Origin of the sequence: Luteococcus japonicus, from assembly GCF_003752415.1 — a bacterium.
Classification (GTDB): Bacteria; Actinomycetota; Actinomycetes; order Propionibacteriales; family Propionibacteriaceae; genus Luteococcus; species Luteococcus japonicus.
Window position 1 is genome coordinate 3,167,177 of record NZ_RKHG01000001.1, and the last position, 25,500, is coordinate 3,192,676.

27 protein-coding genes and 3 pseudogenes are annotated in these 25,500 nt (G+C 67.7%); 21 read left to right on the forward strand and 9 right to left on the reverse strand.

All coding sequences use genetic code 11. From position 1 onward, the window contains the following. The first annotated feature begins 50 nt into the window (after positions 1–50). Positions 51–791, forward strand: coding sequence for a 4-hydroxy-tetrahydrodipicolinate reductase (dapB, locus tag EDD41_RS15070; RefSeq protein WP_123576459.1), 741 nt, complete (start codon positions 51–53; stop codon positions 789–791). Positions 792–794: 3 nt separating this feature from the next. On the opposite strand, the gene EDD41_RS15075 is transcribed toward dapB, so the two are convergent. Further along, on the reverse strand, positions 795–1,424 hold the full coding sequence (locus tag EDD41_RS15075) for a GNAT family N-acetyltransferase (RefSeq protein WP_123576460.1): 630 nt from the start codon (positions 1,422–1,424) through the stop codon (positions 795–797). 179 nt (positions 1,425–1,603) lie between these two features. On the opposite strand from EDD41_RS15075, the gene EDD41_RS15080 reads away from it, so the two are divergent. From EDD41_RS15080 to EDD41_RS15090, 3 genes are all read left to right on the forward strand, one after another. Continuing rightward, entirely contained in the window at positions 1,604–3,289 is a 1,686-nt protein-coding gene (locus EDD41_RS15080; RefSeq protein WP_245995671.1) for a ribonuclease J, read from the forward strand. Positions 3,290–3,428: 139 nt separating this feature from the next. Beyond that, positions 3,429–3,614 carry a 50S ribosomal protein L28 gene (gene rpmB / locus EDD41_RS15085; protein WP_094764205.1) on the forward strand — a complete coding sequence of 62 codons (186 nt, stop codon included), beginning with the start codon at positions 3,429–3,431 and terminating at the stop codon, positions 3,612–3,614. Between the two features lie 103 nt (positions 3,615–3,717). Continuing rightward, positions 3,718–5,946 (forward strand): ATP-dependent DNA helicase RecG, encoded by a 2,229-nt coding sequence (locus EDD41_RS15090; RefSeq protein WP_123576461.1) that lies wholly within the window; start codon positions 3,718–3,720, stop codon positions 5,944–5,946. A gap of 138 nt (positions 5,947–6,084) precedes the next feature. Here the strand turns inward: EDD41_RS15090 and EDD41_RS18235 are convergent. Continuing rightward, positions 6,085–6,318, reverse strand: a pseudogene (locus EDD41_RS18235) (FtsX-like permease family protein); the annotation flags it as partial. On the opposite strand from EDD41_RS18235, the gene EDD41_RS17650 reads away from it, so the two are divergent. After that, entirely contained in the window at positions 6,248–6,409 is a 162-nt protein-coding gene (locus tag EDD41_RS17650) for a hypothetical protein (protein WP_245995672.1), read from the forward strand. The pseudogene EDD41_RS18235 and the gene EDD41_RS17650 overlap by 71 nt on opposite strands. Positions 6,410–6,910: 501 nt before the next feature. Here the strand turns inward: EDD41_RS17650 and EDD41_RS18240 are convergent. From EDD41_RS18240 to EDD41_RS15110, 4 genes and pseudogenes are all read right to left on the reverse strand, one after another. Then, positions 6,911–7,075: pseudogene (locus EDD41_RS18240) on the reverse strand (winged helix-turn-helix domain-containing protein); the annotation flags it as partial. A 106-nt stretch (positions 7,076–7,181) separates the two neighbouring features. Further along, positions 7,182–7,460, reverse strand: a pseudogene (locus tag EDD41_RS18245) (response regulator transcription factor); the annotation flags it as partial. 9 nt (positions 7,461–7,469) lie between these two features. After that, positions 7,470–7,973, reverse strand: a complete 504-nt coding sequence (locus EDD41_RS15105) for a DedA family protein (protein ID WP_148060585.1) — start codon at positions 7,971–7,973, stop codon at positions 7,470–7,472. A 78-nt stretch (positions 7,974–8,051) separates the two neighbouring features. Then, positions 8,052–8,471 (reverse strand): pyridoxamine 5'-phosphate oxidase family protein, encoded by a 420-nt coding sequence (locus EDD41_RS15110; RefSeq protein ID WP_094764209.1) that lies wholly within the window; start codon positions 8,469–8,471, stop codon positions 8,052–8,054. Positions 8,472–8,545: 74 nt separating this feature from the next. Between EDD41_RS15110 and EDD41_RS15115 the strand changes: the two genes are divergently transcribed. Beyond that, positions 8,546–9,133 carry an RsmD family RNA methyltransferase gene (locus EDD41_RS15115; RefSeq protein WP_123576463.1) on the forward strand — a complete coding sequence of 196 codons (588 nt, stop codon included), beginning with the start codon at positions 8,546–8,548 and terminating at the stop codon, positions 9,131–9,133. Then, positions 9,123–9,653 carry a pantetheine-phosphate adenylyltransferase gene (gene coaD / locus EDD41_RS15120; RefSeq protein ID WP_123576464.1) on the forward strand — a complete coding sequence of 177 codons (531 nt, stop codon included), beginning with the start codon at positions 9,123–9,125 and terminating at the stop codon, positions 9,651–9,653. Before EDD41_RS15115 ends, coaD begins: the two co-directional genes overlap by 11 nt. 25 nt (positions 9,654–9,678) lie before the next feature. Here the strand turns inward: coaD and EDD41_RS15125 are convergent, their stop codons facing one another. Beyond that, complete coding sequence (locus tag EDD41_RS15125) at positions 9,679–10,305, reverse strand: IMPACT family protein (protein ID WP_123576465.1); 627 nt, start codon at positions 10,303–10,305, stop codon at positions 9,679–9,681. Positions 10,306–10,415: 110 nt separating this feature from the next. On the opposite strand from EDD41_RS15125, the gene EDD41_RS15130 reads away from it, so the two are divergent. From EDD41_RS15130 to mutM, 4 genes are all read left to right on the forward strand, one after another. Next, positions 10,416–10,970: a YceD family protein gene (locus tag EDD41_RS15130; protein WP_123576466.1), complete on the forward strand. Its 555-nt coding sequence runs from the start codon at positions 10,416–10,418 to the stop codon at positions 10,968–10,970. A 79-nt stretch (positions 10,971–11,049) separates the two neighbouring features. Next, positions 11,050–11,241: a 50S ribosomal protein L32 gene (rpmF, locus tag EDD41_RS15135; protein ID WP_094764214.1), complete on the forward strand. Its 192-nt coding sequence runs from the start codon at positions 11,050–11,052 to the stop codon at positions 11,239–11,241. A 1-nt stretch (position 11,242) separates the two neighbouring features. Next, positions 11,243–11,998, forward strand: coding sequence for a ribonuclease III (gene rnc, locus EDD41_RS15140; RefSeq protein ID WP_123576467.1), 756 nt, complete (start codon positions 11,243–11,245; stop codon positions 11,996–11,998). Then, positions 11,991–12,845, forward strand: coding sequence for a bifunctional DNA-formamidopyrimidine glycosylase/DNA-(apurinic or apyrimidinic site) lyase (gene mutM / locus EDD41_RS15145; protein ID WP_123576468.1), 855 nt, complete (start codon positions 11,991–11,993; stop codon positions 12,843–12,845). Before rnc ends, mutM begins: the two co-directional genes overlap by 8 nt. A gap of 19 nt (positions 12,846–12,864) precedes the next feature. Here mutM and EDD41_RS15150 read toward each other — a convergent pair whose 3' ends face one another. Together EDD41_RS15150 and EDD41_RS16970 are read right to left on the reverse strand one after the other, a co-directional pair. After that, positions 12,865–13,833: an IS481 family transposase gene (locus EDD41_RS15150; protein WP_123576298.1), complete on the reverse strand. Its 969-nt coding sequence runs from the start codon at positions 13,831–13,833 to the stop codon at positions 12,865–12,867. Positions 13,834–14,095: 262 nt separating this feature from the next. Then, on the reverse strand, positions 14,096–14,233 hold the full coding sequence (locus EDD41_RS16970; protein WP_170165406.1) for a hypothetical protein: 138 nt from the start codon (positions 14,231–14,233) through the stop codon (positions 14,096–14,098). Between the two features lie 80 nt (positions 14,234–14,313). Here EDD41_RS16970 and EDD41_RS15155 point away from each other — a divergent pair, with 80 nt between their 5' ends. The 10 genes from EDD41_RS15155 (at position 14,314) to EDD41_RS15200 (ending at position 25,495) form a co-directional block, all read left to right on the forward strand. Further along, on the forward strand, positions 14,314–14,499 hold the full coding sequence (locus tag EDD41_RS15155; protein ID WP_148060586.1) for a hypothetical protein: 186 nt from the start codon (positions 14,314–14,316) through the stop codon (positions 14,497–14,499). A gap of 219 nt (positions 14,500–14,718) precedes the next feature. After that, on the forward strand, positions 14,719–15,297 hold the full coding sequence (locus tag EDD41_RS15160) for a GtrA family protein (protein WP_123576470.1): 579 nt from the start codon (positions 14,719–14,721) through the stop codon (positions 15,295–15,297). A gap of 4 nt (positions 15,298–15,301) precedes the next feature. Beyond that, positions 15,302–18,856, forward strand: coding sequence for a chromosome segregation protein SMC (gene smc / locus EDD41_RS15165; protein WP_123576471.1), 3,555 nt, complete (start codon positions 15,302–15,304; stop codon positions 18,854–18,856). Positions 18,857–18,968: 112 nt separating this feature from the next. Then, positions 18,969–19,187 carry a hypothetical protein gene (locus tag EDD41_RS15170; RefSeq protein ID WP_123576472.1) on the forward strand — a complete coding sequence of 73 codons (219 nt, stop codon included), beginning with the start codon at positions 18,969–18,971 and terminating at the stop codon, positions 19,185–19,187. A gap of 20 nt (positions 19,188–19,207) precedes the next feature. Next, positions 19,208–20,332, forward strand: coding sequence for a signal recognition particle-docking protein FtsY (gene ftsY / locus EDD41_RS15175; protein ID WP_245995673.1), 1,125 nt, complete (start codon positions 19,208–19,210; stop codon positions 20,330–20,332). A 74-nt stretch (positions 20,333–20,406) separates the two neighbouring features. After that, positions 20,407–21,768, forward strand: coding sequence for a sn-glycerol-1-phosphate dehydrogenase (locus EDD41_RS15180; RefSeq protein ID WP_123576473.1), 1,362 nt, complete (start codon positions 20,407–20,409; stop codon positions 21,766–21,768). A gap of 201 nt (positions 21,769–21,969) precedes the next feature. Then, complete coding sequence (locus tag EDD41_RS15185; RefSeq protein ID WP_123576474.1) at positions 21,970–22,974, forward strand: glycosyltransferase family 2 protein; 1,005 nt, start codon at positions 21,970–21,972, stop codon at positions 22,972–22,974. Beyond that, on the forward strand, positions 22,974–23,327 hold the full coding sequence (locus EDD41_RS15190) for an EamA family transporter (RefSeq protein ID WP_211336676.1): 354 nt from the start codon (positions 22,974–22,976) through the stop codon (positions 23,325–23,327). Before EDD41_RS15185 ends, EDD41_RS15190 begins: the two co-directional genes overlap by 1 nt. A gap of 1 nt (position 23,328) precedes the next feature. Next, positions 23,329–23,658: an EamA family transporter gene (locus EDD41_RS15195; protein ID WP_123576475.1), complete on the forward strand. Its 330-nt coding sequence runs from the start codon at positions 23,329–23,331 to the stop codon at positions 23,656–23,658. 10 nt (positions 23,659–23,668) lie between these two features. Beyond that, complete coding sequence (locus EDD41_RS15200) at positions 23,669–25,495, forward strand: DUF6020 family protein (protein ID WP_148060587.1); 1,827 nt, start codon at positions 23,669–23,671, stop codon at positions 25,493–25,495. Positions 25,496–25,500: the final 5 nt, after the last annotated feature.

The following is a 25,500-nucleotide window of genomic DNA, read 5'->3' on the forward strand; positions in this document are numbered from 1 at the left end:
GTCCGCCCGTGAGAGGGTCAGTCGCCCGCTCAACCGACCAAGGAGATGACGTGACGCGAGTCGCAGTTTTTGGTGCCAATGGACGCATGGGAGCGGAGGTGTGCCGTGCGGTGCAGAAGGCCTCTGGGCTGGAGCTGGTGGCGGCCGTCGACGTTGGTGATCCGCACGAGGAGGCGGAGAAGGCCGACGTCATCGTCGACTTCACGCACCCCGATGCGGTGATGGAGAACCTGAAGTGGTGCATCGACCACGGCAAGCACGCCGTCGTCGGCACGACGGGTTTCACCGACGAGCGCCTTGACCAGTTGCGCGGCTGGTTGTCCGAGAAGCCCGAGGTGGGAATCCTGATCGCCTCCAACTTCTCGATCGGTGCCGTGCTGATGATGCACTTCGCCAAGCAGGCCGCCCGGTACTACCCGAGCGTGGAGATCATCGAGTTGCACCACACCCAGAAGGCCGATGCTCCCTCCGGCACCGCCGACACCACCGCCGGGATGATCGCCGAGGCACGCGAAAAGGCAGGGCTGGGTGAGGTTCCCGACGCGACCACGATCGACCCCGATGGTGCCCGCGGCGCCGTCGTCGACGGCATCCACGTGCACTCGGTGCGCCTGCAGGGCCTGATCGCCCACCAGGAGGTGCTCTTCGGCCAGGACGGCGAGACGCTGACCATCCGGCATGACTCGATGAACCGAGCCTCCTACATGCCCGGGGTGATCATGGGCGTCGAGAATGTCGCCGAGCACCCGGGGCTGACCCTGGGAATCGAGGCGCTGCTCGGCCTGGCCTAGCCGCTACTCGTTCCCCGAGCCTGTCGAGGGGGAGATGTCGGTGTGCATGCGGATCTGCTTGACCCGCAGCACACCATCCGGGGTGCCCACCTCACGGTGGGCACCATCCGGCGCCCAACCCGCCTCGGTGAGCCAGGAACGCATCTGGTCGTCGGTGGACAGCAACCACCAGGTGGCGCGCAGGTAGCCGTCTGCCTGCATGGTGTTGACCGCGGCGTGCATCAGGCGGTCCTCGTGCCCCTGCCCCGCCAGCAGCGGGTCGACGCAGAATTCGGCCACCATCGAGTCCGTCGGGTCCGCATCCGGGTCATCACTGGGCCCCACGGCGGCGAAACCGCAGACGGAGGTGCGCTGGCGAGTGCTGCCGGGCTCGGTTCCCGGCTCGGCCGCGCCAAAGGCCTGCACGGCCACCAGGACGCGGAAGTGTGCCAAGGGGGGACGGGTGATGGCCCGGTGCCAGACCTCGGCCATCTGGTCGAGGTCCACCTCGTCGAGCATCCGACGCTGCAGGTCGTCGCGCGCCCAGGCACGGCGTTGTATCTCGGAGATCTGCAGGGCCTCGGCGGGCATCGCGAGGCGCACGCTGGGGGCCACGGGCGGGGTGGGCGTCTGGGGTGTCTCGGGACTGGACATGGCAGCCATCCTAGGGGCGCCCGAGAAGACCTCGACCACGCCGTGGAAGGACAATTTCTGAACCATGGCAGATGTGTGCAAGACTTCTTCCTGGCTGGAGTTGTCCGAACCCCCGAGCGGACAACTCCAGCTTTTTTCATGCCCTGACACGGTGCGCTGCCCCGGGCTAGTCTGGCGGCGTGTCAGCACACGTGACGATTCCCCCGGCCCTGGCTCCCGACACCCTGCGCATCATCCCGCTGGGCGGTCTTGGCGACGTGGGCCGCAACATGACCTGCTTCGAGATCAATGGCGAGATCCTGCTGGTGGACTGCGGCGTCTTCTTCCCCGACGACGACCACCCCGGCGTTGACCTGATCCTGCCCGGCCTGGACCGCCTGGACGACCGGCTCGACGACATCGTCGGCATGGTCCTCACCCACGGCCACGAGGACCACGTCGGGGCGGTGCCCTACCTGCTGCGGCGGCGCAGCGACATCCCGATCTGGGGCTCCAGGCTCACCTTGGCCCTGGTCGAGGGCAAGCTGCGCGAACACCGGATCCGCAACATGGACCTGCAGGAGGTGGCCGAGGGGGACCGGGCGAAGGTCAGCGAGCACTTCGACCTGGAATTCCTCGCCGTCAACCACTCGATCCCCGACGCCCTGGCCGTCTGCCTCCGGACTGCCGGCGGGACGGTGCTGCACACTGGCGACTTCAAGATGGACCAGCTGCCCCTCGACGGGAGGATCACGGACCTGCGCGGCTTCGCGCGCTTGGGTGAAGAGGGCGTCGACCTGTTCATGGCGGACTCCACCAATGCCGAGGTGCCCGGCTTCACCACGCCGGAGAAGGACCTCGTGCCCGCGCTGGAGCGGGTCTTCGAGCGGGCCGAGAACAAGCTGATCGTTGCCTGCTTCGCCTCCCACGTGCACCGCGTGCAGCAGGTGCTCGACCTGGCCGTGAAGCATGACCGCAAGGTGGTCTACGTGGGGCGATCCATGGTGCGCAACATGAGTGTGGCGAGGGACCTGGGCTTTCTGAAGGTGCCCGGCGACACCCTGATCGAGCTGAAGGACATTGACAACTACCGCGACGACCAGGTGGTGGTCATCTCCACCGGGTCGCAGGGCGAGCCGCTCAGCGCGCTCAGCCGGATCGCCAACCGGGAGCACCCGGTGATCGAGGTGGGGGATCATGACACGGTGCTGTTGGCCTCCAGCCTGATCCCCGGCAACGAGAATGCCGTCTATCGGGTGATCAACGGTCTGTCCCGGTTGGGCGCCACCGTGGTGCACAAGGGAAATGCACTGGTGCACGTCTCCGGGCATGCGTCGGCGGGCGAACTGCTCTACTGCTACAACGTGATCCGGCCCCGCAATGCGATGCCGATCCACGGTGAGATCCGCCACCTGATTGCCAATGCCAAGCTGGCGCAGGCCACCGGCATCCCCGCAGAGAGCACCCTGGTGGTGGAGGACGGCGCCGTGGTCGACCTGGCCGACGGGAGGGCCACGGTGGTGGGCGCGGTGGATGCCAGCTACATCTTCGTGGACGGCTCGACGGTGGGTGACATCACCACCAGCGAGCTGACCGACCGCAAGATCCTGGGCGAGGAGGGCTTCATCTCCGTCGTCGCGGCCGTGGACCTGCACTCGCAGAGCCTGGTCAGCGGCCCGGACATCCACGCCCGGGGTTTCAGTGAGAATGACGAGGCCTTCGCCCAGGTCAGGAAGCAGATTGCCTCGGAGCTCACCAAGGCGCTGACCGACGGCGTGGACGACACGCATCGCCTGCAGCAGGTGGTCCGACGCACCATCGGCCGGTGGGTCTCCAACACCTACCGTCGTCGTCCGATGATCGTGCCGGTGGTCATTGTCACCTGAGTGGTGGCCGCTGGGCTGCTTCGTCGTCCGGTTTGGACCTCGCGGCCCGGGCGGGCTATCATTCTCGGGTTGCCCGTTTTGGGCTGACCCACCGGGGACCTCGTCCCCACATCTGATCCATCTACCGAGGAGTACTCCAATGGCTGCCGTGTGCGACGTCTGCGCCAAGGGCCCGGGCTTCGGCCACAACGTGCCGTGGTCGAAGAAGAAGACCAACCGTCGTTGGAACCCGAACATCCAGCGTGTTCGCGCGGTTGTCAATGGCACCGCCAAGCGCGTCAACGTGTGCACCGCCTGCCTGAAGGCTGGCAAGGTCTCTCGCTGATCCCTTCCGGCTCCGGCTGGACACTTGCAGGCCATCGTCCTCCGGGACGGTGGCCTTCTTGCCTTCCCGGGTTTTGTCAGACCCGGTGGGTAGGCTCGCGAGCGTGGCAGTTCCCTCCAGCACCTGGCAGCCCCAGTGGCGCACCGAGACCTTCGCCGAGCTGAACCGTCCGCTCGGCCAGGTGATCGGTGCCCCCACCGCGAAGATCCTCGGCGAGAAGCTGCGCCTGCACACCGTCGGGGACCTGATGCGGCACCTGCCGCGCCGCTACCTGTCGGGCACGGAGAACTCGTCGCTGGCAGACCTGCCCATCGGCGAGGACGTCGCGGTGATGGCGACGGTGGGCAGTACCCGGATCGCCGGGCAGGTGCCCCGCCAGCGCCTCGAGGTCACGCTCACCGATGGCCAGGGGACGCTGGGCGTCACCTTCTTCGGCAAGGCGCACCTGATCAAGTACTGGTCCAGCCAGCTGGTGCGTGGCAGCCGCGGCATCTTCGTCGGCAAGGTGGGCACCTTCATGGACCGTCCCCAGCTGACCCACCCCAACTACGTCATCCTCGACGCGTCCGGCAAGGTCATCGGCAAGAAGGACGCCAAGGCCATGGTGCAGCAGGTCTCGCGCTCCGGCCTGGTGGGCATCTATCCGGCCACAGCCAAGATGCCCACCTGGGAGATCGGTGAGACGGTGCAGCTGGTGCACACCCAGATGGGTCGGGTCGCAGAACCGCTGCCCGACTGGCTGGTCACGCAGGAGGGGCTGATGGGGCTCGACGATGCCCTGGTGCAGGCACACCAGCCGATCAGCCGGGACCATGCCGAGGCCGCCGCGGACCGGCTGCTCTTCGACGAGGCCCTGCAGATGCAGCTCACGATGGCCTACCGCCGCCACGACAATGCCCACTTCCAGGCCCCGTCCCTGGCCGGCGTCGACGCGGGGCTGCTGGATGCCTTCGACGCCCGGCTGCCCTTCACCCTCACCGACGGTCAGCGATCGGTGGGGGAGGAGATCTTCGCCGACATCGCCACCGCGAGCCCCATGCAGCGCCTGCTGCAGGGCGAGGTGGGTTCGGGCAAGACGATGGTGGCCCTGCGCGCCATGCTGCGCGCCGTCGACTCCGGCAAACAGGCCGTCCTGCTCGCGCCGACGGAGGTCCTTGCCGGCCAGCACTTCGACTCCATCACCGCGCAACTGGGGGACCTGGCGGCCGGCCAGACTCTGGGTGCCCCGGAGGGTGCCACCGAGGTGGTCCTGCTCACCGGTTCGATGTCCGCCGTCGCCAAGCGCAATGCGATGCTCAAGATCGCCAGTGGCCAGGCGGGCATCGTGATCGGCACCCACGCGCTGCTGGCGGACAAGGTGAGCTTCGCGGACCTCGGCCTGGTGGTGGTCGATGAGCAGCACCGCTTCGGCGTCGAACAGCGCGCCGTGCTGAACGAGAAGGCGGAACTGCGGCCCCACGTCCTGGTGATGACCGCCACCCCGATCCCGCGTTCGGTGGCGATGACCGTCTTCGGTGACCTGGTGGTCTCCACCCTGACCGAGGTGCCAGCCGGCCGCCAGGAGGTGCAGACCAACCTGGTCAACACGCTGCAGCACCCGGCCTGGCTGCCGCGCGCCTGGCAGCGGATCCGCGAGGAGGTCGAGGCCGGCCACCAGGCCTTCGTGGTCTGCCCCCGGATCGACCCACAGGACAGCGAGGTGTTGCAGGATCCCGCCGCCAAGCCCAGCGCCACCGTCAACGACCTCTTCGACGAGCTGCGCACCGGGCCGCTGAAGGGATTGCGGTTGGAGATGCTGCACGGCCGGCTGACCCCGGAGCAGAAGGATGCGGTAATGAACCGCTTCGCCGCGGGGGAGGTGGACGTGCTGGTGTCCACGACGGTGATCGAGGTGGGCGTCGACGTGCCCAATGCCACCGTGATGGTGGTGATGGACGCGGACCGCTTCGGCATCAGCCAGCTGCACCAGCTGCGTGGCCGAATCGGCCGTGGTGGCCATGCGGGCCTGTGCCTGCTGATTACCCAGGCCCCACCGGACTCCGACGCGATGGTGCGGCTGCGGGCCGTTGAACAGACCCGCGACGGTTTCCAGCTGGCCGAACTGGACCTGGCCCAGCGACGGGAGGGCAATGTGCTGGGCGCCAACCAGTCGGGTGGCCGCAGCGCCCTGCGCCTGCTGAAGGTGATCGAACACGCGGACCTGATTGCCCACTGCCGTGACCTGGCGGAGCGGCTGGTGGCCGAGGATCCGGACCGGGTGAACCCCTATCTGGCAGACATGGTCACCCAGACCGAACTGTTGGCCGCGGGGGACTGGCTCGAGAAGGCTTGACCTTCTGCGAACCCCGAGCGATTCACCCGAACCCCGAGCCCGTCGAGGGGTCAGCCCAGCAGTTCCACCGGGCGCTGGCCGCAGGATGGGTAGTGCCACCAGCACGGTGATCAACGTCGCCAACAGCACCAGCAGTCCCACGAGTCCGCAGACCAGCCCCACCGACGTCGTGACGTCGAAGCGGGAGATGCCCAGATCGCCGAGGGCACTGGTCAGCAGTCGAGGCACCAGGGCCAGCCCCAGGACCGTCCCGATCGCGGAACCGAGCAGGACCAGCGGTAGGTAGGCACACAGCACGTGGGTGAGCAGCTGCCCCCGGGAATGGCCGTTCGCGGAAAGCACTCCCAGCCCGGCACGCTGCCGTCGCAGCATCGTGGTGGTCATCAGGCCCAGCACCAGCACCGTCACCACCGCACTGAGCAGCAGCACCCCGTCGGCCAGCTGGCCGATCATCCGTAGGTAGACCCCCAGCTGGGAGTCGATGGACTCGCGCTGGTCCTGCACATTGCTGAAGTGGTCGCCCGGCAGCCCGCGGATGGACTGTGTCACGGCATCCAGGTCCGCCTCCGAGGTGCCCAGCACCTCCAGGTCCGTCAGCCGGTGACCTGGCACCAGTCGCCGGTAGCCGTCGGTGGCCAGGTCCACCCGGTAGCCGCCGTACTGGATGGTGGACAGCTCGCCCACCACCAGGTACCGGGCAGTGCGGTTGCCGAAGTCGAGGGTGATCTCCTGACCGACGGCAAGGCCACTCGACTGCAGGACCTGGCTGCCGACGGCCACTTCGTTGGGTTGGCGGGGTTCCCTTCCGGTGTGCACGCTGGTGTGTGACTGCTGGGCGAAGTCGTCGGTCACCACGAAGGCGCTCTGTGGCCGGCGACACTGCCCGGCAGGTGGTCCGGTCCCGGAAGAGGTAGCCGCGGCCCCACAAGGTCTGGATGTAGCGCCGTTGGTCGAGGTCCGGTTCGATCCGGGTGCGCAGCCGACGGATGTGCACGCTCAGGGTGCCGTCGCCGGTGATGGAGTCTCCCCAGACCTGTTCGAAGAGCTCCTGCTTGGTGAGCACCCGCTCTGGGTTGGTGACCAGGTGGCGCAGCAGGCGGTGCTCCCTGGCGGTGAGATCCAGCGGAATTCCGTCGACGAAGAAGCGGTCCGCGGCCTCGTTCCAGGGTGCGGCGGACCTTGGCGAGCAGCACGCCCAGCGAGGAGGGCTTGCGCAGGTAGTCGTCGCCGCCCAGCATCAGCGCCATGATCTCGTCGTCCTCGCTGCTCCGGGCGCTGACGAAGATGATCGGGGTCTGGCTGGTGGCACGCAGGGTCCGGCAGAGCTCGAAGCCGCTGGCTCCCGGGAGGTTGACGTCCAGGAGCAGCAGTCGGGCGTCGTGGCTGACGAGCCAGGCCAGCGCCTCCTCCGCGCTGCCCAGTCCATGGCCGGTGACGCCGAAGGCGGCCAGGTACTCCAGGGTGCTGCTGACCAGCTCGGCCTCGTCGTCGATCATCAGCACGTCGGTGGACATGCGCCAAGCCTAGGACTCGTCGAGCTCGCTCGGGCGGGTTCGGTGGGTGGACACGAGCAGGGCCATCACGGCCATGAAGCCCACCAGCAGCAGGACCGCCAGCACCGGGTGCTGGCGCCAGGCCAGGGCCAGGGCCGCGAATCCGACGAAGCCGACCGAGGCGTAGATCATGCCCCACAGGGCACTGCCGACGGCCAGGGCCGGGAGGTAGCGCCACAAGGGCATCCGCAGGAATCCCGCCGCCAGGTTCACCATGGTCTGCACCCCGACGGTGAGGAAGGACAGGGAGACCACGGGTGCCCCGATCCGGTTCACGCGCTCGACGGCGCGCACGAAGCCGGGGCGTTCCATCATCTGGCCGGCCCGGGTCCGGCTGCCACCAGCCGCGATGAATCGGCCCACGAGGTAGGTCAGGCCGGCGCGCAGGAAAGCGATCATGGACAGCGCCGCGGCCACCACGGGAAAGGGCGCGTCCCATGACATCGGGTTCCACCAAGCCTCGGGCAGGTTCACGTCTCGACCCTAGTCATGCCGGGCAAGAAATGGGGGCGCCCGCCGGACCGGCGGGCGCCCCCATGGAAGCGATGGTGGTCAGTTCTTCGGTTCGGGGCCGAAGTAGAAGGAACGTCCGGACAGCTGGTCCGGGGTGACACGCACGTAGTGGCGCTTCACGGTGGGCACCCACGGCTTGAGCGGCATCTTGTCGGCCAGGGCCAGCTCCGCGGCGTTGGTGATCTCCTCGGCAACACCCTTGATCAGGATGCTCCAGCCGCCGTCAACGGTCCAGCCGTCCACCTCGAAGGCGACGTTGGCGTTCTCGGCGAGCTCCTGGAGCTTCGAGCCTCCGGCGGTGCGGAAGACGATCGACTGCCCGTCCACGCAGTAGTTGATCGGGAAGATCTCCGGCTTGCCGTCCTTGGCCGTGGCCAGGCGTCCAACCTCCTGGCTGGCGAGGTAGCCCCAGCAAGTGTCTTCTTCAATTTCGGTCATCGGGTTGTCCATGTCAGCCATGGCTACATTCTTGCCTACCCTCGGCAGCGCGCGTGCCCTGACCCCACCCAATGCCGCCAGTAGGGTGGGGCCCCATGAGCAGGATCATCGCCGGCAGCGCCGGGGGCATGCGGTTGGCCACGCCTCCGGGGGAGAAGACCCGCCCCACCACGGACCGGGTGCGTGAGGCGCTGTTCAGCACCCTCGCGACGTGGAATGGCAGCTCCGACGCGGGTGCCGACGCGCAACTGGCGGACATCGCCCTCTGTGACCTGTACGCGGGGTCCGGTGGGGTGGGGCTGGAGGCCGCCAGCCGTGGCGCCGCGCCGGTGGTGCTCGTCGAACAGGACCAGCCCACCGCCCGCATCATCAAGGCCAATGCCGGCAAGACCAAGCTGACGGCGGAGGTGGTCAGCGCGGGCGTGGACGCCTTCCTGTCCCGCGAGGGCGGGCAGCTCTTCGACGTGATCTGGCTGGATCCGCCCTATCCGTTCACCAATGAGCAGATCTCCCACACCTTGGCCCTGGCATTGCCCCGGCTGGTGCACAACGGGCTGATCGTGCTGGAACGCAGCGCCCGCAGTGGCGAGCCCGCCTTCCCGGGGGGGACGGAGCACTGGAGCCGCGGATACGGTGAGACCACCCTGCACTTCTGTCAGCGAGAGGCCGATGATGACCAGTGAAGACCTGACCGGGCAAGCCCGGGGACGCCACGTCAAGGCGATCGTGCCCGGCTCCTTCGATCCCATCACCAAGGGTCACCTCGACGTGATCGAGCGCGCCCACAAGGTCTTCGACGAGGTGCTGGTGGCCGTCGGGCGCAATTCCATGAAGCAGGGACAGATGTTCGACGGCGCCGAGCGGATGCAGCTGGTGCGCGAGGCCACCGCCCACATCCCGGGCGTCCAGGTGGGGATGATCGAGGGGCTGCTGGTGGACTACGCCAAGGCACAGGGCTGCGGCGTCATCGTCAAGGGTCTGCGCTTCGCCAGTGACTTCGACTACGAGCTGCAGATGGCCCACATCAACACCCATGTCAGCGGCATCGAGACGGTCTTCCTGCCTGCCGGTGGCCCGTACGCCACCATCTCGTCGACGATGATGCGCGAGATTGCCAACTACGGCGGTGACGTGAGCGAGTTCGTCACCCCCAATGTGGCCGAGGCCATCGCCCGCAAGGTGGCGCAACGGGGGGAGCGCTGAAGGACCGCCCTCCGGATGGCTGGGGTCAGGGCAGGTCGACCCATCGTTCGCCGACCCGTTCCGGGGCTGCGTCGCCATGGCTCAGCTCGGCCAGCACGGTCTCCAGCGCTGGGACTTCCACCTTCGGCACGCCCAGCCGCAGGGTGACCCGCTCGGCATAGCCGACGTCCAGCACGCTGAACCCGCGATTGCGCAGCTCGGATTCGGCGCGGGCGGCGAGGGCATGGTCCAGCACCACCTGTTGCTCGGTGACCAGGCGTCGCTCCAGGGTGCCGGCCGCCTGCAGACCGGCCGCGACCGCATCGGAATAGGCCCGCACCAGGCCTCCGGCGCCCAACAGGGTTCCGCCGAACCAGCGCGTGACCACGGCCACCACCTCGGTCAGTCCGGCACCCTTGAGCACCTCCAACATCGGGGCGCCCGCGGTTCCGGAGGGTTCGCCGTCGTCGGAGGAGCGGGACATGGATCCCGTCGTTGTCCAGATGAAGGCCGAGCAGTGGTGGCGGGCGTCACGGTGGGCACTGCGAGCTCGCTCGACGACGGCACGAGCCTGCTCCTCGTCGGTGATCCGCGCGATGTCACAGCGGAAGACCGAACGCTTGACCTCGATCTCGGCGACGGCGTCACGGGCGACGGTACGGTAACGGTCCACCCGGCCAGACTGGCACACGCGGCACGGTTTGGTTCGTGGGGAGTGCTCGGATAGAGTAGGCCCTCGGTCATGGCGCTGCCATGTCCACAGTGCGTTGAAGGGAATCCGTGATGAACTCGCATCACCACCTCGACCATCGCTCGCCCTTGGTCCTTGAGATCCATGAGCTGGCACGTCGGGCTGGAACGATGAAGGAGATCCATCGGGTTGCCGAGGCTCCTGCGGACCTGGGTATCGACATGATCGGAGTGCCCCAGGGTTCCGACATCCAACTCGATCTTCGGCTCGAGTCCGTGGTGGAGGGTGTCCTGGTCACCGGTACCGCCGACGTCACCCTCAAGGGCGAATGTGCACGCTGCCTGGTCGACTTCTCCGTGGAGGAGAGCTTCGACCTGCAGGAGCTGTACTTCTACCCCGAGAAGGAGGCCGAGGAGGAGGCCAGCCGGATCGAGGAAGAGATGATCGACCTGGATCCCGCGCTGCGCGATGCCGTGGTGCTCGACCTGCCCTTCACGCCCCTGTGTCGGGATGACTGTTTGGGACTGTGCCCCGATTGCGGGTTCGTGCTGAATGGTGATCCGGACCACAGCCACGGTGAGGAGATCGACCCCCGCTGGGGCAAGCTCTCCGAACTGGACGTGAGCGGCGCCGAAGACAAGAACTGACCGGTCTTCCGGTCCGTTCACCCCAAGACAGACAGATAGCCGAACCCGTCCAGGGCTCGGATGGCCCAAGGAGAAGATCGTGGCAGTCCCGAAGCGGAAGATGTCCCGGAGCAACACGCGCAGCCGTCGCGCGCAGTGGAAGGCGACCGCCGTCAACACGGTGACCTGCGTGAACCCGGCGTGCCGCCAGGCCCACCTGCAGCACACCGCGTGCCCCGCGTGCGGCCAGTACGGCCCCCGCGCGAGCCGCCGCCAGGTTCTCGACGCCTGACATGGCGGCTCAGCCGAGCCGTTTCCAGCAGCTTCTCGACGAGCTGGGTGTCCCCATGGGCGCCCAGCTCTTCGAGCTTGCGCTGACGCACCGGTCCTACGCCTATGAGAATGGCGGCATCCCGACCAACGAGCGCCTGGAATTCCTGGGCGATGCGGTGCTGGGCATCGTGGTCACCGAGCACCTCTACGGCACCTTCCCGGAGTATCCGGAGGGGCGTCTGGCGAAGCTTCGCGCGGCGGTGGTCAATGCCGTCACCCTGGCGGAGGTGGCCCGTGGGCTGGAGATCGGCCCCATGGTCAAGCTCGGACGTGGCGAGACCACGACCGGTGGCCATGACAAGACCTCCATCCTGGCCGACACCATGGAGGCCCTGATCGGTGCCATCTTCCTGACCGGGGGGATGGAGATGGCGGAGCGCTTCGTCCATCATCTGTTCGACCCCTTGGTCACGCAGGCCGACCACCTGGGCGCCGGGCTGGACTGGAAGACCTCCTTGCAGGAGGTCTGTGCCAATGCCGGCTTCCCGATGCCCACCTACCTCATCGAGGATTCGGGGCCGGACCACGACAAGCACTTCGTCGCGCGCGCCGTCGTGAACGGCGTCACCTATGGCAGCGGCGAAGGGCGCAACAAGAAGCAGGCCGAGCAGGAGGCCGCCGGCAAGGCCTTCACCGCCATCCAGGCGGCGCAGGCCGCCGAGGCCACCGCCCGCGAGGAGGTCGTCGAACAGACGGCCGACGCGCAGGATGCCTGAGCTTCCCGAGGTCGAAACCGTCCGCGCGGGTCTGGAGCCAATGCTCCGGGGCCGCGCGGTTTCACATGTCCGGGTCTTGCACCCCAGGCCGGTGCGCAAGCACGAGTTGGGGCCGCGGGACTTCGAGACCACGCTGGCCGGCCGCACCTTCTGCACTCCGCGGCGTCGCGGCAAGTACCTGTGGTTCCCCTTCGACGACGGTGACGCGATGCTTGCGCATCTGGGGATGAGCGGGCAGTTCCGGATGGATCGCGTCGCGGACCCACTGCTGCGCAACACTCGGGTGCTCTTCGACCTGGCGGACTCCGACGACCAGCTGCGCTTCGTGGACCAGCGAATGTTCGGCGGCCTGTCCCTGAGCATCGGGGGAGCGGAGATCCCGTTCGAGATCGCCCACATCGCCCCGGACCCCTTCGACGAGCACTTCGACCTCGGCGCCGTCGCCGAACGGATGCGCAAGAAGCGAACCACGGTGAAGCGTGCCCTGCTCGACCAGGCGCTGGTCAGCGGCATCGGCAACATCTACGCCGACGAGGCCCTCTGGCTCGCCCAGGTCCACCCCGAGCGCCCCACCCAGCGACTGACGCGCACGCAGGCCGTCGCCGTGCTGGAGGCGGCGCGCAGCGTGATGGCCGAGGCGCTCGAACAGGGTGGCACGAGCTTCGATGCCCTGTACGTCAAGGTGAACGGGGAGTCCGGCTACTTCGATCGATCGCTGAATGCCTATGGCCAGACCGACCGGCCGTGCCCGCGCTGCGGGGAGCCCATCGTGCGAGCCGAATTCATGAACCGCTCCAGCCACTTCTGTCCGAGCTGCCAGCGGCGCCCCCGTCCGGCGCGCGGCTAGTTGTTGGTGGCAGACAGGTTCATGACACTCGGGTGATGGGAGCTTTCCCGCCGAGGGCGCTGTGGCCTCGTTCAGTGTTGTAGAACGTGAGCCAGTCGGCAAGGGCGTCGCGGCGTGCTTGGTTGCTGGTGAAGGGCTGTCGGTAGGCCCATTCGGTTGCCAGGGTCCGGTTGAGGCGCTCGACCTTGCCGTTTTGCCAGGGGCAGTGGGGCTTGATGAACTTCTGTTTCGCGTCGAGGGCTTCGACCGCGGCGATGAAGTCGCTGCTGTTGCGGTAGGCGAAGGCATTGTCGGTGATCACCCGCTCGATACGGGTGATGCCGTGGTCTGCGAAGAAGGCCGCGGCGCGGGTGAGGAAACCAGCGCAGGTGGGTCCCTTCTCGTCGTCGTGGATCTCGATGTAGGCCAGCCGGGTGTGGTCGTCGACCGCTGCGTGGACGTAGTCGTAGCCGATCTTTGCCCGCTTGTTCCTCTCGGCGCTGGTCGCGGCCCGTCCGCGGCTTCGCCAGCCTCCACCGTCGGGGATCTTGCCGATCTTCTTGACATCGAGGTGGATCAACTCACCGGGGTGTTCGCGTTCGTAGCGGCGGGTGGTGGCCTGGCTGCCGCGGATCACTGCTCCGGTGATCGGATCGAGGTGGGCCAACGGGGGCATGTGATGACGCTTCCAGATCGCCGAGACGGTGCGCGCGGGAACACCGGTCGCGGCGCTGGTGTGGGTTGGGCCCTGCCGGTGCAGCGCGCGGTGCGCCAGGACCCGGACCTCGACCTGGTGGTTGGTGCGCCGGGGCATGGTTCGGGGTCGGCTGGAGCGGTCATGCAGACCTGGTTCGCCGTGCTGGTCGTAGCGCTTGAGCCAGTGGTGTGCGCACTGGCGTGAGATTCCCATCGCCTTGGCGGCGTGGGCGACCTTCCAGCCTTGCTCGCGGACGCGCTGGACCAGCAGACGCCGACCGTTGACGTTCAGACGGGCTTTAGAGTGGGCCATGAGGACCTCCGTTGTTCATCTGTGACCTTCGACAAGCCACAACCCAACGGGGGTCCTCCCTTCACGTCAACCCGCAAACTGTCATGAACGTCCCTGCCACCAACAGCTAGTCGCCCATCCGTCATCCCTGGTGGATTGACCACTGATCAGGGGACGGTGCACGTCGGACTTCGACAGTGCTGTCCCTGCAAGTAGTGCATCACGTGGTTTCGACGTGCACCGTCGGCTCCCCATGTCGAAGGGGCCACCCCAGCGGGAGCATTCAGCGCACGGTGCTCAGGGTCGCCGGCCCCTCGGGCGTCATCCGGTAGGTCCAGACGCGACGATCGCTGCGGATCTCGACGGTGTCGTCACTGGTCCACCGGGGCGCCGCGAAGTCCGGTGGGGGAGACCACCGCATCGCCGCGCGCGACCCCCATGGGGATGGAACCGACCAGGAGACAGAGCAAGAGCGCCGGTGACGACAGCAGGACCACCACGATGGGTGACCACGCGCCAGCGCCGCCACGCGGTGAGGGCGGCCAGTGCGGACAGCAGCGCGAGGGGCGCCCACAGATGGTCCATGTCCCAGGGCTGGGCATGCACGAAGCCGTGGTGCTCGTCGCCCGTCGCCCCCAGGGCCAGCCTCAGCAGAGCCAGACCCACCAGGGCCAGGAAGAAGCGTGACGTGGGCCGTGCCCAACGGTCGGATCGAGCGGATTTCCACGCAGGACGAGGCGCTGACATGTCTCCACCATCGTGCACCCGGGGGAGGAGGCCTCCCACCTAGGTCTTCGATGCGCCACACCACGGTGGCAGCCTGCCGATCTGTGGGCGAACGGCCGGTAAACTCCTGTGACTGTGAGCCACAACCCTGAGACCCGCGCGCAGCGCAGCAAGCGTCACATGCGCCAGTTCGTCAAGTTCGGCATGGTCGGGGGATCCGGTGTCGTGGTGAACATGGTCGTGGCCGTCATCATGACGAAGCTGCACGGTGGCACCTCCCACGACAACGACCCCATCTGGTATGTCACCGGTCGGCACGCGCTCCGCTACACACATGTGGTGTGGATCGGCGCCTTCATCGTGGCCAATTTCTGGAACTTCCAGCTGAACCGTTCCTGGACCTTCAAGCGCGAGCACCGGCGAGGCTGGTGGGCGGAGTTCTGGCCCTTCTTCGCCGTCGGCAGCATTGCCGCCCTTGTCGGTCTGGTCATCAAGACCTACCTGCGCAATCCAACGTCGCCGGTCTACCTTCCAGATTCGATCTTCAATGAGGACCAAGGCCTCCGCGCGCGGGCCTACTGGGCGCAATTGATCACCATCATCCTGACGCTGCCGATCAACTTCGTGGTCAACAAGCTGTGGACCTTCCGCGCCGTCAAGCATCCGCACGGCCAGGCTGAAGTGCCGCTCGTGGCGCCCGTGGTCGCGCCTGAGGCCCTGACTTCGGACAAGGTGCTCGACGCCGCCGAGACGGAGTGAACGGGTGTACCTCAAGAGCCTGACGCTGCGAGGCTTCAAGTCCTTCGCGTCGGCGACGACGCTGAACTTCGAGCCCGGCATCACCTGCGTCGTGGGCCCCAATGGCTCGGGCAAGTCCAATGTCGTGGACGCCCTGAGCTGGGTGATGGGCGAGCAGGGCGCCAAGAGCCTTCGTGGCGGCAAGATGGAGGACGTCATCTTCGCCGGCACCTCCGGCCGTTCGCCGCTGGGCCGCGCCGAGGTGAGCCTGACCATCGACAACACCGATGGTGCGCTGCCCATCGAGTACACCGAGGTGACCATCACCCGCACCATGTTCCGCAATGGCGGCAGTGACTACTCCATCAACGGCCACTCGGCCCGCCTGCTGGACGTGCAGGAACTGCTCAGCGACTCCGGCATCGGCCGGGAGATGCACGTCATCGTCGGGCAGGGGCAGCTGGACACCATCCTGCAGGCCACCCCGGAGATTCGTCGTGGCTTCATCGAGGAGGCGGCCGGTGTCCTGAAGCACCGCAAGCGCAAGGAGAAGGCGCTGCGCAAGCTGGACTCCACCCAGGGCAACCTGGACCGACTGCAGGACCTCGTCGCGGAGATCCGACGCCAGCTCAAGCCCCTGGGGCGTCAGGCTGCCGTCGCCCGCAAGGCCGCCGTCATCCAGGCCGAACTGCGCGATGCCAAGGCCCGGCTGCTGGCCGACGACCTCACCCAGGCCACCCTCGCGCTGGAGACGGACCTGGCCGACGAGAAGGCACTCAACGACGCCCGCGCGCGTGCCGAGGCCCGGTTGGAGGCCGCTCGGGAGGCGGAACTGGCCGCCGAGCTCGTCGTGGCCCAGGCCCAACCGCGCCTCAACCGGGCCCAGGACACCTGGTACGCCCTGGCCGCCCTGCGGGAACGTGTCACCACCACCCAGCAGATCGCCGCCGAACGCATGCGGCATGCGGATGCCCAGCCGGAACTGGGACGCCCCGGGCGCGACCCCGAACAGCTGGAGCGTGACGCCGAGACGGCCCGCACCGAGGAGAACGAGCTGCGGCAGGAGGTCGACGAGCTCACCCAGAAGCTCGCCGACGCGCAGTTGCGCCGCACCGCCGCGGAGAAGGCCCACGCCGAGGCGGACAAGGCCCATGCCGCCCAGCTGCGCGCCATCGCGGACCGTCGGGAGGGCCTGGCCCGACTGACGGGCCAGGTCAACTCACTGAAGTCCCGTCTCGACGCCAGCTCCGAGGAGGCCCAACGTCTGGCCGCCCAGCGCGACGAGGCGCTGGCCCGCGCCGAGAAGGCTGCAGCCGAACTCGCCGAGGCACAGCAGCGGGCCGACTCCCATCAGGGTGACGGTGGGGAACTCGTCGCCGCCCAGCAGCGCGCCACCGAGAAGGTCTCCGCGCTGGGGCAGGCCGTGCAGGAACTGCGCCGCACCGAGCAGCAGGCACAGCAGGAACGCGCCGGTCTGGCCGCACGCATCGAGGCCCTGGAGATGGGGCTGGACCGCACCGATGCCCCGGCGGCCCTGCTGGCGGCGCGGGACAGGTTCGGGGGAGTGCTGGGCCAGCTCGCCGAACTTCTGGGCATCGAGTCCGGCTGGGAGACGGCCATCGCCGCGGCCCTCGGCACGGCCACCGAGGCCATCGCCGTCGACTCCCTGGATGCCGCAGAGGATGCCCTGACCCACCTGAAGGAGGGGGACCTGGGCCGCGCCGGACTGCTGCTGGCCGGCGCCACCCGCAGCGGCACCACCGAGATCCCCGACGGACTGCACAGCGCCCTCGACGTGATCACGGTCGCCCAGCCACTGCTGCCCGCGTTGGAGCGGCTGCTCGGGCACGTCGTGCTGGTGGAGGACATCGAGCAGGCCACCGCCGTCGCCAGGCAGAATCCGGACCTGTCCGCCGTCACCCGCGAGGGCGACGTCGTCTCGGCGTGGTTCGTCACCGGTGGATCCGCCTCGAGATCCTCCCTGCTGGAGATCCAGGCCGCCGTCGACACCGCCCGCAGCGGCCTCGACGATGCCGTCGCCGCCATCGGGGAGCTGCAGTGCAGGATCAAGGAGCAGGACCGGCTGCTGGAAGCGGCCAATGCGGAGCGGATCGCTGTACGCCAGGCCGTCAAGGAGTCGGAACGCGAGGCCTCGGACCTGAACCGCCAGGTCAGCGTGCTGGCCCAGGCGGAGAAGTCCGCCCGCGGCGAGGCCGAGCGTCTCGAACGTTCCATCGCCACCGCCCAGGCCACCCGCGCCAAGGACGAGGCCGGGCTGGCCGAGTTGGAGGAGCGGCTGGCGCGCGCCTCCGACGAACAGGACATCGCCGAGCCGGACTCCTCCGAACGCGACCGGCATGCTGACGAGGCGCGTCGGGCCCGGACCGACGAGATGGATGCCCGGCTCGCGCTGCGCACCGCCGAGGAGAGGGTGCGCGCCCTGGCCGGCCGGGCCGATTCGCTGCGCCGCGCCGCGCTGGCAGAGCGTCAGGCCCGGGAGAAGGCCGCCGCCCGCGCCGCCCAGTTGCGACGCGAGGCCGAGGCCGCCACCGCCGTGCATGCCGCGGCCGGCTGGCTGCTCACCCGCGTCGATGCCTCCCGCGCCCTGGCCACCACCGAACGCAATGACGCCGAGGCCGCCCGCGTTTCCGCCGAGGGTGCGCTGGGTGTGGCCCGTCGGGAGACCCGCGAGCTGGCCAAGGAGGTGGAGAAGCTCGTCGAGGGCGCCCACCGTGACGAGATGGCCCGCATCGAGGTGAAGATGCGCATCGAGTCACTGGCAGAGCGAGTCATGAGCGAGCTGGGCATCGAGGCCGAGATCCTGATGAAGGAGTACGGCCCGGACCAGTTCGTCCCCGTCATCACCAGGCCCGACGGCACGGCCCTGGATGAGGACGACGAGGTTCCCGACCCCATTCCCTTCGTGCGTGAGCAGCAGGCCAAGCGACTGCGCACAGCCGAACGCAACCTGCAGGTGCTGGGCCGGGTCAATCCCTTGGCGCTGGAGGAGTTCGACGCCATGCAGGAGCGCCACGCCTTCCTCGCCGAGCAGTTGGAGGACCTGCGGCAGACCCGCAAGGACCTGATGGACATCGTCGACGAGGTGGACCGACGCGTCGAGGAGGTCTTCGCCCAGGCCTACGAGGACGTGGAGAAGACCTTCAACGACGTCTTCCCGCGCCTCTTTCCCGGCGGCGAGGGCCGGCTGGTGCTCACCGAACCCGGCCAGTGGCTCACCACCGGCGTCGACGTCGAGGCGCGGCCGGCCGGCAAGAAGGTCAAGCGGCTGTCGCTGCTCTCCGGTGGAGAGCGTTCCCTGGTGGCCGTGGCCTTCCTGGTCAGCCTGTTCATCGCCCGTCCCAGCCCCTTCTACATCCTCGACGAGGTGGAGGCGGCGCTGGACGACGCGAACCTGGGTCGTCTGCTGGGGATCTACGAGCAGCTGCGCGAGAACTCCCAGCTGCTGGTGATCACCCACCAGAAGCGGACCATGGAGATCGCCGATGCCCTCTACGGCGTCACCATGCGCGGTGACGGGGTCTCGACGGTGATCAGCCAGCGCTTGCATCACGAACAGTGAGGCGCAACTGAGTCTTTGCTGTGTGTTCACTCAGTGGTGGGCATGTTGCGTCGCTGTGATGCCCATCCGAGCGGCAGAATGGGGGTACCACCTCAGCAAGGAAGCAGCACCAGTGACCGCCTTCTTCATCGCCCTGTTCTTCATCCTCGTCATCGGCGTCGCCGTGATGGCCGTCGTCGCCGTCGGGATGGAGGGCAATTTCCGGGAACGCGCACCGCGGATGGCCAATGGCCTGGCCGAGGCCGCTCGGCACATGAACGGTGACGCGGAGCCCCCGCAGGCCCTGATCGACCTGCTTCCCGAGCAGCTGGTGGGCACCGCCAAGCGCTGAGCCCCCGGTAGGGTGGGCGCGTGAACCCATTCCTGGACCAATTCTTCTGGTGGATCATCGGCGGCGTCATCGCCTGCCTGCTTCTGGCGACGGGCATCATCTACGTCGGCAATCGTCGTGGTCTGGCACGCAAGGCGCAGACCCCCGAGGTCACACCGACCGTGCCGTCCGAGGGGACGGACCTCCAGCCGGTCGAACCGGAGACCGGGATCGAGGTCCCCGAGTCCGCTGGCTCGCGGCTGGCCCGTCTTCGCCGCCGCCTGGCCGGCAGCAACAATGTCCTGGCCCGTGGCCTGGCGGACCTGCTCTCGCGCGACCGTCTCGACGAGGACACTTGGGATGACTTCGAGGCGACGCTGATCTCGTCGGACCTCGGCGTCGGGCCGACGACGGAACTGGTCACCACACTGCGACGCGAACTGTCCATCTATGGTGTCAACGACTCCGGCCAGGCTGCCACCGTGCTGCGTCGCGAACTGGTCAAGATCGTCGACCCGACGATGGACCGCTCCCTGGACCTGACCGGCCGCGACGGGAAGCCCGCCGTCGTGATGGTGGTGGGTGTCAACGGCACCGGCAAGACCACCACGGTCGGCAAGCTGGCCCGCGTGCTGGTGGCCGAGAACAAGTCCGTCCTGCTCGGTGCGGCCGACACCTTCCGTGCCGCCGCCGCGGAGCAGTTGTCCACCTGGGGCGAGCGGGTCGGCGTCGAGACGGTGCGTGGTGAGGAAGGCGCGGATCCGGCGTCGGTGGCCTACCGCGCCGTGGAGAAGGGCATCGCCGACGGCGTCGACGTCGTGCTGATCGACACGGCAGGCCGTCTGCACACCAAGACCGGCCTGATGGACGAGCTGGGCAAGGTCAAGCGCGTCGTGGAGAAGATCGCCCCGGTGGGCGAGGTGCTCCTGGTACTGGACGCCACCACCGGTCAGAACGGCCTGGTGCAGGCCCGCATCTTCCGCGACGTCGTGGACGTCACTGGTCTGGTCCTCACCAAGCTTGACGGCTCCGCCAAGGGTGGCATCGTCGTCCAGGTACAGCGTGAGCTCGGGGTTCCCGTGAAGCTGATCGGTCTGGGTGAGGGAGTCGACGACCTGGCGCCCTTCGAGGCCGAGGGATTCGTCACCGGTCTGATGGGAGAATGACCAAGTTCACATCAATTGTGTGAATTTTTGCGACTGCGCCTGTTAATCGGGCGGAGTCGCGCCACAATGGAGGCATGACTTCCGAACTGATCACCAAGGCACTTGAGACGGCCACGGACACCAAGGCGATCATCGCCGGCAGTGGCGTGGTCACCCAGACCGGGCAGGTCTTCCGGGACTGCTTCGGCACCCAGCGCGCCATCGTCATCGCCGACGAGAACACCTGGGCCGTTGCTGGAGACGCGGTGCGCGACAGCCTGACCGCCGCCGGTATCGACCAGGCCGAGCCCTACGTCTTCCCGGGCACCCCCACCCTCTACGCGGGCTATGAGAACGTGGAGATCCTGCGCGAGCACCTGCGCGGCATCGACGCCGTCGCGGTCTCCATCGCGTCGGGCACCCTCAATGACCTCACCAAGCTGGCCTCCGGCGAACTGGGCCGGCCCTACATGAATGTCTGTACGGCTGCGAGCATGGACGGCTACGCGGCCTTCGGAGCCTCCATCACGCGCGACGGCTTCAAGATCACCCGAAACTGCCCCGCCCCCACCGCAGTGGTGGCTGACCTGGACATCATGGGCGCCGCACCCCAGCGCCTGACCGCCACCGGTTTCGGGGACCTGATCGAGAAGGTGCCCGGCGGTGCCGACTGGCTGCTGTCCGACGAGCTGGGCGTCGAGGAGGTCGACGACTACGTCTGGTCCTTGGTGCAGGACAACCTGCGCGGTGCGCTGTCCGATCCCACAGGTTGTGCGGCCGGAAACCCGAAGGCCATCGAGGGCCTGGCCGAGGGGCTCTTGATGTCCGGGCTGGCGATGCAGGCCCACCAGTCCTCGCGTCCTGCCTCCGGCGCTGGGCACAACTTCAGCCACCAGTGGGAGATGGAGGGGCACGGACTGGACTGGGAGCCGCCGCTGAGCCACGGCAACAAGGTGGGCCTGGGCACCGTGGCCGTCTGCGCCCTGTACGAGAAGGTGCTGCAGCTGGACATCGAGGCCGTCGACGTGGACGCCGCCGTGGCCGCGTGGCCGGACGAGCAGGCCAATGACGAGCGGGTTGCCGCACTGCAGCCCATCGAGGCCATCCGGGAGGCGGCACTGGGGCAGTCCCGCGCCAAGTACGTCGGCCCGGACAAGATCCGAGAGCGGATCGAACTGATCAAGGCCCACTGGCCGAAGATCATCGAGCGGGTCACCCCGCAGCTGGTCACCGCCGAGGAGGCGGCGCGGATGCTGAAGGAGGTCGGCGGGCCCTACCACCCGGCCCAGGTCGGCATCGACCAGGACAAGCTGAAGCTCACCTACTACCAGGCCCAGACCATCCGCAGCCGCTACACCATCCTGGACACCCTGCAGGAGCTCGGGCTGCTGGGCCAGGTCATCGACTCCCTCTTCGAGGGCGACGGCTACTGGGCCCAGCACCCCACGGCTGACTGAGCCTTCTGCCCGCCGATCGGAGCGGGTGCAGGGCGGCGAAGTCCGCCCGGGCCCGGAAGACCTGCTGCAGGGCGGGGTGGAGCCCGTCCTGCAGCTGGGTCGGCGAGGCGAGCGCGCCGGGAGTGGGTTCTGATCCCTGTCAGGGCTAGAATTGGTCTGTCCTGGACCCGGGCATCGGGTCGAGCAAGAGAAGGTCCGTCCATGCCCCGTACCGCAGTCCTCATCCCGTGCCACAACGAAGAGGTGACCGTCGCGAAGGTCGTCGCCGACTATCGCAGCGCCCTCCCGGACGCCGATGTCTACGTCTACGACAACAACTCGACGGACCGCACCAGCGAGATCGTCACCGAGATCGCCTTGCACGACCCCCGGGTCCACCTGCGGCACGAGTACCGTCAGGGCAAGGGCAATGTCATCCACTCGATGTTCCGGGAGATCGACGCCGACTGCTACCTGATGATCGACGGGGACGACACCTACCCGAGCGAGTACGCGGAACAGATGGTCTCCCTGGTGCTGGACCGCAAGGCGGACATGGTCATCGGTGACCGGTTGTCCACGACCTATGCGCAGGAGAACCAGCGGCCCTTCCACAACCTGGGCAACACGATGGTCCGTGGGCTGATCAACTGGCTGTTCAATGCCAACATCCGGGACATCATGACGGGCTACCGGGCCTTTTCGCGGACCTTCGTGAAGGGCTTCCCGGTGATGTCGCGAGGTTTCGAGATCGAGACCGAGATGTCCATCCATGCTGTGGACAAGAACATGCGGGTGGTGGAGGTCCCAATCTCCTATCGGGACCGGCCCGCCGGCTCGTCTTCCAAGCTGAACACCTATTCCGATGGTTTCAAGGTCTTGCGCACCATCTTCCGCCTGTTCAAGAACTACCGGCCGCTGGCCTTCTTCGGGTCCGTGGCCGCCGTCCTCGCGATGCTCGGTCTCGGCCTCTTCCTTCCCGTGCTGGTGGAATACCTGCACTCGCGCACGGTGCCTCGTTTCCCGACCTTGATCGTCTCTGTGACACTGGCCGCCTGTTCGTTGCTGTTCTGGAGTGTTGGTCTGGTCCTCGACGTGGAGGTGAAGAAGCATCGACAGCTCTACGAGGTGGTCACCAACTACCACGAGCACCTCGTGCGGATCGCGATGGGCAAGACGGAGCGGCCCGTCGAGGCCCCTCGCCCCGAGCCGGGCAAGGTGAACTGATGGTGGCAGGCGCCACGACGCAACCACGGGGCATTGCGCTGATGGTCGTGTCGTCGCTGTTCGCCTGTACCGGACAGCTGCTGTGGAAGCTCGGTGCGACCGACGGCGCCTGGCTGGTGCTGGTGGGCTTCGCGCTGTACGCACTCGGTGCCGTGCTGATGCTGGTGGCCTACCGCTTCGGTGAACTGTCGGTCCTGCAACCCATCCTCGGGCTCTCCTATGTGCTGAGTCTGGCGCTCGGGGCCTGGTGGCTGCACGAACAGGTGACCGCGGGACGGGTGCTGGGCGTCGTGGCCGTGGTTGCCGGTGTTGCCCTCGTCGCCGGCAGCCAGTCGAAGAGCTCGGAGGCCTGACGTGTTGTTGTGGAGCGCGGTCCTGCTGATGACGCTCTTGGGCTCGGTGGCCAGTCTGATGCTGAAGTTTGCTTCCGCGGACCTTCGGCCGACGAGCCTGCTGCGTGACTGGCACTTCTATGCCGGCGGGTTCGGCTATCTGCTCGCCGCGCTGTTCAACATCTGGGTGCTGCGTCACCTGGACCTGTCCGTGGTGCTGCCCCTGACGGCCCTGACCTATGTCTGGACCCTGGGCATCGCCCGGCTGGTGCTGGGTGAGTTGCTCACCTGGCGCAAGGTCCTCGGCGTGGCGCTCATCCTGGTGGGCGTCGTGCTGATTTCGGTGGCGTGAGGCGATGACCATGTCCCTGTCACCGTCCTGGCGCGGCCGCGAGGTGCCAGTGCTTGCCGTGCTGTGCGGACTGGCACTGGCCGTGGGCCACCACATGCTGAACCGTCCCCTTGACGGGGGCAGTCAGAACACGGGGCCCATGGTCTTCCCGTTGGTCTGGGCGCTGACCACCTGGGTCCTCTGTGGGATCCGGACCGCGCAGCCACGCAGGGAGTGGCTGGTGGCGGTCCCCGTGGCGGCGGTGATGGGGGCCTTGCGGCTCGTCGGCCATCACTTCACTCCACATGCCGAACAACCCTTCCGCCGCATCGGGTGGCAACAGCTGCCCGAGTTCCTGGTGGACTGGGCCGTGATGCTGGTCTGTTGGCTGGCCGTCCAGTCGTGGCTTCGTCGGCCGCGTGCAGCCGCCGCTGGTGCCCGTGGCCTTCATCGGTGGGTGTGGCCTGCCTCGGTGGTGCTGATGCTTGCCGTCTGGTCCGGTTACCTGTTGCTCTTCTGGCCCGGGATCCTGGTGCGGGACTCGTGGAGCTCGCTCTTTCTTGGCCAGGGGGAGTGGCCGATGAACAACCACCATCCCGTCCTGTTCAGCCTGTGGGTGGGCCAGTGTCTGCGGTTCGCCCATTGGGCGGGGGGCGGTACCTCGTTGGGCGTGGCCATCTTCTCGGTGGTCCAGGCGGTCGTCATGGCCTGCGTCCTGGCGACGGTCGTCAGCTGGTTGTGGGCACGCGTGGGGCGACGGGCCGCGGGCATGGCACTGCTCTTCTTCGCCCTGTCTCCCCAACTGGGCATGTGGTCCGTCACGATGCACAAGGACAGTTTGTTCGTCTGTTGGGTGGCACTGCTGGCGCTGCTGTTCACCCAGGCTGCGCTGCGGGGTCCGGGGTGGTTGACGCGGCCGTTGCCAATGCTGGGGCTCTTGGTCCTGCTGCTGGCCATCAGCTTCTCCCGGAACAATGGTCCCTACATCGCTGTCGGCATCGCTGCCCTGGTGGTGCTCTGGACGCTCCCCGGGTTGCGGGGGGCGTCGCGGGGGCGCACGGCCCTGGCCGTCCTGTGCCAGGTGGCGGTGCTGGCTTCGGTCTTCTGGGTGCAAGGCCCGCTGTACCGCCAGTGGGGGGTCGTTCCCGGCGAGTATGCCGAGACTGTCGGTCTGCCGCTGCACCAGGTATCCTGGAGCGTCGTGCATGGGCAGGCCACCTCGGAGCAGTTGCTCACCTACTGGTGGATGATTCCCCCGGACCGCGCCCGGGAGGTCTTCAATCCGGCGATCGTCGACTCGGTCAAGTTCGACCGGCAGTTCGACACGGCCTGGTTGAATGAGCATCCTGAGGAGTTCATGGGGCTGTGGCGCGACATGCGTGCGGCCAACCACCTCTCCTATGCCAGTGCCTGGTTCGGCCTGGCGGGCGGCTATGTGGACCCCGAACGATTCTTCACGCGGTTTGACGTGGGCACCGAACGCGGTGCCGGTCACTTCGCCGACGAGCTGCCCCGGACGAACCTGTTCGGAGAGCTCCGAAAGGAGAATTCGGACGCCGCCCGGCTGGCGCGGATCGCCGGCCACGTCGCCTCGTGGCCCGGTGTCAGCCTGCTGTTTGCGATGCCCCTGCTCTTCTGGCTCTGCCTGATGGCGGCCGCCCGTGCCCTCCTGGACCGCCGCTCGGCCTGGGTGCTCCCGTTCGCGCCCTTCCTGCTGTGCGTGGGCACACTGCTGTTGGCGGCGCCTGTCACGGACTTCCGCTATGTCGCAGCCGGACACGTGGCGCTGCCGGTGCTCGTGGCTGCCGCATGGCTGATGCGCCCGGTACGGGAAATGCGACCCGAGCACGCCGACTGAGTATT

Coding starts and splice junctions, on each gene's coding strand:
- EDD41_RS15075 (WP_123576460.1), bottom strand. CDS start 1,424: ATGTCCAGTCCCGAGACACCCCAGACGCCCACCCCGCCCGTGGCCCCC.
- rpmB (WP_094764205.1), top strand. CDS start 3,429: ATGGCTGCCGTGTGCGACGTCTGCGCCAAGGGCCCGGGCTTCGGCCAC.
- EDD41_RS15110 (WP_094764209.1), bottom strand. CDS start 8,471: ATGGCTGACATGGACAACCCGATGACCGAAATTGAAGAAGACACTTGC.
- EDD41_RS15115 (WP_123576463.1), top strand. CDS start 8,546: ATGAGCAGGATCATCGCCGGCAGCGCCGGGGGCATGCGGTTGGCCACG.
- coaD (WP_123576464.1), top strand. CDS start 9,123: ATGACCAGTGAAGACCTGACCGGGCAAGCCCGGGGACGCCACGTCAAG.
- EDD41_RS15130 (WP_123576466.1), top strand. CDS start 10,416: ATGAACTCGCATCACCACCTCGACCATCGCTCGCCCTTGGTCCTTGAG.
- rnc (WP_123576467.1), top strand. CDS start 11,243: ATGGCGGCTCAGCCGAGCCGTTTCCAGCAGCTTCTCGACGAGCTGGGT.
- mutM (WP_123576468.1), top strand. CDS start 11,991: ATGCCTGAGCTTCCCGAGGTCGAAACCGTCCGCGCGGGTCTGGAGCCA.
- EDD41_RS15150 (WP_123576298.1), bottom strand. CDS start 13,833: ATGGCCCACTCTAAAGCCCGTCTGAACGTCAACGGTCGGCGTCTGCTG.
- EDD41_RS16970 (WP_170165406.1), bottom strand. CDS start 14,233: ATGCGGTGGTCTCCCCCACCGGACTTCGCGGCGCCCCGGTGGACCAGT.
- EDD41_RS15155 (WP_148060586.1), top strand. CDS start 14,314: ATGGGTGACCACGCGCCAGCGCCGCCACGCGGTGAGGGCGGCCAGTGC.
- EDD41_RS15160 (WP_123576470.1), top strand. CDS start 14,719: ATGCGCCAGTTCGTCAAGTTCGGCATGGTCGGGGGATCCGGTGTCGTG.
- EDD41_RS15180 (WP_123576473.1), top strand. CDS start 20,407: ATGACTTCCGAACTGATCACCAAGGCACTTGAGACGGCCACGGACACC.
- EDD41_RS15185 (WP_123576474.1), top strand. CDS start 21,970: ATGCCCCGTACCGCAGTCCTCATCCCGTGCCACAACGAAGAGGTGACC.
- EDD41_RS15190 (WP_211336676.1), top strand. CDS start 22,974: ATGGTGGCAGGCGCCACGACGCAACCACGGGGCATTGCGCTGATGGTC.
- EDD41_RS15200 (WP_148060587.1), top strand. CDS start 23,669: ATGTCCCTGTCACCGTCCTGGCGCGGCCGCGAGGTGCCAGTGCTTGCC.